Here is a 5,258-nt window from a genome sequence, read left to right as displayed (position 1 = left end):
ATCCTCCCCTGTAAGGGGAGGGGGACCGGCGCAGCCGGTGGAGGGGTGTCACCCTATCGAGAGGGCGACACCCCTCCGTCAGGGCTACGCCCTGCCACCTCCCCTACCAGGGGAGGATTTTGGCAAGAATAACAGAGGGGGCATGATATGGCGGAACTGAGCGGCGTTGGGGAAATGTGGCGGCATAAGCGGGTGCTGACGGCCAGCCTGGTCGGCACGGCGGTCGAATTTTACGACTTCTACATCTACGCCACCGCCGCCAGCCTCATCTTCCCGGCGCTCTTCTTCCCCTCCTCCTCGCCGACGGCGCAGCTCATGGCCTCCTATGGCAGCCTGGCGCTCGCCTTCTTCGCCCGCCCCCTTGGTGCCGCTGTCTTCGGCCATTATGGCGACCGCGTCGGGCGAAAGGTCACGCTGGTCACCTCGCTGATGCTGATGGGTGGCTGCACGCTGGCCATCGGTTTCCTGCCCACCCATGCGCAGATCGGCTGGTGGGCGCCGCTCATCCTGTGCCTGCTGCGCTTTGGCCAGGGGCTGGGCCTGGGCGGCGAATGGGGCGGCGCGGCGCTGCTGGCGGTGGAAAATGCCCCGCCCGGCTGGCGCGCGCGTTTCGGCATGTTCCCGCAACTGGGCGCGCCGGTCGGCTTCATCGCCGCCAATGGCCTGTTCCTGATCCTCGGCACCATCCTGACCGAGGAGGAATTTTTCGCCTGGGGCTGGCGCCTGCCCTTCCTCGGCAGCGCGGTGCTGGTGTTCCTTGGCCTGTGGGTCCGCCTGAAACTGACTGAAACCCCCGAATTTGCCGCCGCCCAGGCCGAAGCGCCGCCGCCCGCCATGCCGCTGGCATCGCTGTTCAAACATCATCTGGGCGCGGCGATCGCGGGCACCTTCGCCGTGGTCGCCTGTTTCGCCATCTATTATATCGCGACCGCCTTCGCGCTCGGCTACGGCACCACCACGCTCAACATCGACCGCAGCGATTTCCTCTCGATCCAGCTTGGCGCGATCCTGTTCATGGCGCTTAGCATCCTCATTGCAGGCTGGTGGGCCGACAAGACCAGCCCGACCCGCGTCCTCGCCTGGGGCTGTGTCGGCACGGTCTTCATGGGGCTGATCTTCGGCCCGATGATGGGCGCGGGCACGCTGCTGCCGATCTTCCTGATCCTCAGCCTCGCACTGTTCCTGATGGGCTTCGTCTATGGACCGCTGGGGGCCTATCTCCCCGCCCTCTTCCCGATCCAGCTGCGTTATACCGGCGCGTCCTTCGCCTTCAATCTGGGCGGCATATTGGGCGGCGCGCTTGCCCCGATCGTCGCCACCTGGCTGATCGCGGTCCAGGGCGTCGAATTTGTCGGCCTCTATATGTCCGCCGCCGCTGCGATCAGCCTGGCGGGCCTATGGTGGACCAGCCGCCGATAATTCGGCGCAAAAGAAAAAGGGCGGCGCTCCGATGGAACGCCGCCCTTTCCTGTTTCTACGCTATCCCGTGGGACAGCCGAAGGATCAACCCTCGGTGCGCACGTCGCGGCGCTCGGCGATGCGAGCGCGCTTGCCGGTGCGGCCACGCAGATAATAGAGCTTCGCACGACGCACCACGCCACGACGGACGACGGTGATCGAATCGATGTTGGGCGAATAGAGCGGGAACACGCGCTCCACGCCTTCGCCGAACGAAATCTTGCGCACGGTGAAGTTCGAACCCATGCCCTTGTTCGAACGCGCGATGCACACGCCTTCGTAATTCTGGACGCGGCTACGTTCGCCTTCGACGACCTTCACGCCGACGCGCAGCGTGTCGCCGGCGCGGAATTCGGGGATTTCTTTGCCGAGGGCGGCGATGTTTTCCGCCTCGATCTGCTGGAGGATGTTCATGAAACGTCAGTCCTTCAAGTCGCGTTGCGCACCAGAGGGCGACTGGACCCGAACGCCGCTGTGACGTTCCCAAAGGTCCGGCCGCCTTAGCCGTGTATCATCGACCGCCCTTTGTTTCCGCCAGGCGGCGATCTTCGCATGATCCCCCGATCGCAACACCTGCGGGATCGTGCGCCCCTCCCATTCGACCGGTCGGGTATAGTGCGGATATTCGAGCAGCCCCGTTTCAAAGGACTCCTCGACTCCGCTGGAAGCCGCGCCCATTACACCGGGAAGCAGCCGGACGCAAGCATCGAGCAGCAGCAGCGCGCCCATCTCGCCGCCCGACAATATGATGTCGCCCATGCTGACCTGCTCGATCGGCCGGGCATCGAAAATCCGCTCGTCAAACCCCTCGAACCGGCCGCACAATATGGTCGCGCCCGGCCCCTCCGCCAATTCGCGCACCCGCGCCTGCGTGATCGGCACCCCGCGCGGCGTCATGGCAAGGACGGGCAGGTCCGGCCGCCGCTCCAGCGCATGATCGACCGCCTTTGCCAATATGTCGGCGCGCAGCACCATCCCCGCGCCACCGCCCGCAGGCGTATCGTCCACGGTGCGATGCTTGTCGGTCGCAAAATCGCGGATGTGGATAGGATCGCAGGCCCATTTCCCCTCGGCCAGCGCGCGCCCTGCCAGCGATACACCAAGCGGCCCCGGAAACATCTCCGGGTAGAGCGTCAGGACTTGCGCGGTAAAGCTCATCGCCGCCGTGTCCGCATCTTGGCGGCCGACCAGCCTCCGCCCAGGCACAATGCCCCGCACAACAGCAGCGTTAGGCCAATGGTCCGCAACAGGTCGGCAAAGGGCCGCTCAGGATGAATGAGGCCGGGCAGCAGCACCAGCAGCGGCACCGGGCAGACCAGCGCCACCGCAGCCGCGATCTTGACGCCCCGCGACCAGCCAAGGCCGAACAGGCGCCAGCCAGCGGCCAGCATGGCAATCAGATAGAGGGCTGTGAATATCTGGGGCATGGTTCGCGCTTAGGCGATGCCAGCCGCAGCGTCCAGACGGCTGCTGTCAGGGTGCCCGCACCGTAAAGGACAGTAACTGTATCTGCGCATCGGGCGTCGGGGCCAGCAAGATCGTGCCAGCCACCCGCCCGCGCTCGCACGTCCAGGTGAAGCGTCCCGCCAGAGCGCCCGTCGCGACAACCGGCGCATCACTGGCACATGCCCCCACCTCCTGCTTCACCGCCGCGATCCTTTTGCGCCACTGCGTCGCATCATGGTCCATCAGGAAATTCATCGCCAGCCGATCACGCGCCGCCAACACATCGCCCGCCGCATAGATGCGCCCCGCCGCCGCATAGCCGTCCGCTAGCAGCGCCGACACAGGGATCGTCCGCGCGATCAACGCCCCCGCCTTGTGCAACGCTACCGCCGCGTCCCAGGCCGGGCCGCTGCCGCCATTATAGGTGCGATTGGTAAAAACGAAGATGCCCACGCCATGATCGGGCATCAGCATCACATGGCTGCCATAGCCCGGATAGCCACCACCATGCGCCAGCGTCAGCCCCAGGTCGCAATCCTGCGCCACCCGCATCGCAAAGCCGTAGGCAGCCGCCTGTCGGCACGCCGTCGCCCCGCTCGCGCCATTGCGCTGGGCGACCCCCATGAAATTGCTCCCCTGTGCCAACATCCGCACCGAAGCGCGCGCCACCGGCCCCGCCTCCGCATCGTCGCGCGCGGGCCAGGCCGACAACAGGAAGGCGACCCAGCGCGCATAATCCTTGGCGCTGGTCTGCAAGCCCCCCATCGCCCCGAACGCCCCGTCCGCCATGGTCGGCTCGATGCTCCAGCGCCCATCCTCCCAACGATAGCCGATCGCCCGCTGCTCGACCGGCCAGTCGCGCACCTGATAGCCACTCGACGTCATGCCGAGCGGGGCCAGCAAACCGCCTTCGACGTAGCGGCGATAAGGCTGGCCCGACACATTGGCGATGATCCGCCCCAGCAGCGCATAGCCGAAATTGCTATACTCATAGCGCGTGCCGGGCGCGGTGCTGAACGGCACACCCTGTTGCAGCATCCGGGTAAAGTCCGCTTCCGGCAAAGGCGTCTGCCGATCCCCCCAGGGATTATCGTCCACCAGACCGGCACTGTGCGTCAAAAGGTCGCGGACGCGGATACGCGGACTGTCCTTGGTCGGATAGGTCCATCCCCGCATTTCGGGCACATGCGTTTCGGCCAGATCCTCCAGGCCGAGCTTACCCTCTTCCCGCAATTTCAGGATGGCGAGCGCGGTGAATGCCTTGGTCATCGACGCAATGCGGAACAGGCTGTCGGGCGTGACCGGCCGCCTATGCACCAGATCCTGCACACCCAAGCCCTTCACATGGACCAGCTTGCCGTCTGCCACGATGCCATAGACCAACCCCGGCGCACGACTATCCACCTGAAAATCCGCAAACAGCCGGTCGATCTCAGGAATGGCTGCGGCGATCTTCTGCGCATCGGCGGCATGAGCAACGCACGGAATGACGGCGAGGAGCGAAAGGAGAAAATATCGCATCAATGCGTCCAGTCTTCCACGCGCAAACCGGGGATGTCCTTGAAATCGGCAAGTTTGCGCGACACCAGCGCCGCATCGAGGGACAAGGCATGCGCGGCAATGAGCCGATCGAAACTACCCCGCCTGAATGGCATGGCGGCATAGGCTTGTGCCGCAGCCTCATCAAAAGGCAGGACGCCCACTTCCGCGACAAAGGCCGCCAGCGCGTCCGACGCAGGCGGCTTACCCCGCATCGTGCCATAGGCCAGTTCGCAATAGGTGATGGAAGAGATGAAGAGACTGCCCGCAACCTGGTCGGCCACGCGCGCGATCAATGCGGGATAGACGCCGGTAAAGACGTAGATGCAGCTATTGGTATCCAGCAGCCGCATCATGCCCCGGACGCATCACGGCCGAGCAGGTGCCAGTCGCGCAGGGAATCGTCAAAATCCTCGCGCGGCAAGGGTTCCAGCCACGGGGCCTTGCCCGCGAACTTGCTGACGTCGATCTTGCGCTCACTATGCGCGGGTTCGAAGCTATATTTGCCCTGCTCTTCACGCAGGGTCATTTCCGCGCCCTCTTTCAGACCAAGGGCCTTGGGCAAGCGCAATGCCAGGCTGTTGCCAGACTTGAAGACCTTGGCCTTATATTCCGCGCTCATGGCAATGCCCTTCGTATATACTCACTGTATATACTACTCCACAAACAGCGCGTCAATCACCGCCCGCTCCGCCTCCAGCGTCACCGCATGCATCGGCGCCATAAAACGCTTGCCGGGCTTGCCCTCGACCGAAGGCCGCTGCACTTCAACAATATCTCCCGCGCCGAAATTCTCGATCGCGATGATCTCGCCC

The 5,258-nt window shown here is 64.6% G+C and carries 7 protein-coding genes and 1 pseudogene; 1 reads left to right on the top strand and 7 read right to left on the bottom strand.

Going from position 1 to position 5,258, the window contains the following annotated elements; genetic code table 11:
- The first annotated feature begins 147 nt into the window (after nucleotides 1-147).
- Nucleotides 148-1,419: an MFS transporter gene (locus IL54_RS19270; protein ID WP_052027808.1), complete on the top strand. Its 1,272-nt coding sequence runs from the start codon at nucleotides 148-150 to the stop codon at nucleotides 1,417-1,419.
- An 84-nt stretch (nucleotides 1,420-1,503) separates the two neighbouring features.
- Here the strand turns inward: IL54_RS19270 and rplS are convergent, their stop codons facing one another.
- The 7 genes and pseudogenes from rplS to IL54_RS25770 all read right to left on the bottom strand — a co-directional run.
- A complete protein-coding gene (gene rplS, locus IL54_RS19265; RefSeq protein WP_037479649.1) occupies nucleotides 1,504-1,872 on the bottom strand; it encodes a 50S ribosomal protein L19 in 369 nt (122 codons plus the stop codon).
- A gap of 6 nt (nucleotides 1,873-1,878) precedes the next feature.
- Nucleotides 1,879-2,616 carry a tRNA (guanosine(37)-N1)-methyltransferase TrmD gene (trmD, locus tag IL54_RS19260; protein ID WP_037479647.1) on the bottom strand — a complete coding sequence of 246 codons (738 nt, stop codon included), beginning with the start codon at nucleotides 2,614-2,616 and terminating at the stop codon, nucleotides 1,879-1,881.
- Complete coding sequence (locus IL54_RS19255) at nucleotides 2,613-2,885, bottom strand: hypothetical protein (protein WP_037479645.1); 273 nt, start codon at nucleotides 2,883-2,885, stop codon at nucleotides 2,613-2,615. Before IL54_RS19255 ends, trmD begins: the two co-directional genes overlap by 4 nt.
- Before the next feature lie 46 nt (nucleotides 2,886-2,931).
- The gene (locus IL54_RS19250) at nucleotides 2,932-4,425 is read right to left on the bottom strand and encodes a serine hydrolase domain-containing protein (RefSeq protein WP_037479643.1); all 1,494 of its coding nucleotides are present in this window, start codon (nucleotides 4,423-4,425) and stop codon (nucleotides 2,932-2,934) included.
- Nucleotides 4,425-4,799 carry a type II toxin-antitoxin system VapC family toxin gene (locus IL54_RS19245; RefSeq protein WP_037479641.1) on the bottom strand — a complete coding sequence of 125 codons (375 nt, stop codon included), beginning with the start codon at nucleotides 4,797-4,799 and terminating at the stop codon, nucleotides 4,425-4,427. Before IL54_RS19245 ends, IL54_RS19250 begins: the two co-directional genes overlap by 1 nt.
- On the bottom strand, nucleotides 4,796-5,065 hold the full coding sequence (locus IL54_RS19240; protein ID WP_037479639.1) for an AbrB/MazE/SpoVT family DNA-binding domain-containing protein: 270 nt from the start codon (nucleotides 5,063-5,065) through the stop codon (nucleotides 4,796-4,798). The genes IL54_RS19245 and IL54_RS19240 overlap by 4 nt, the downstream gene beginning before the upstream one ends.
- Before the next feature lie 33 nt (nucleotides 5,066-5,098).
- Nucleotides 5,099-5,258, bottom strand: a pseudogene (locus IL54_RS25770) (ribosome maturation factor RimM); the annotation flags it as partial.

This window comes from Sphingobium sp. ba1, assembly GCF_000743655.1.
In the GTDB taxonomy this organism is placed as follows: domain Bacteria; phylum Pseudomonadota; class Alphaproteobacteria; order Sphingomonadales; family Sphingomonadaceae; genus Sphingobium.
Note: the sequence above shows the minus strand (reverse complement) of the source record. Positions and strands in the feature narration are given on the sequence as shown.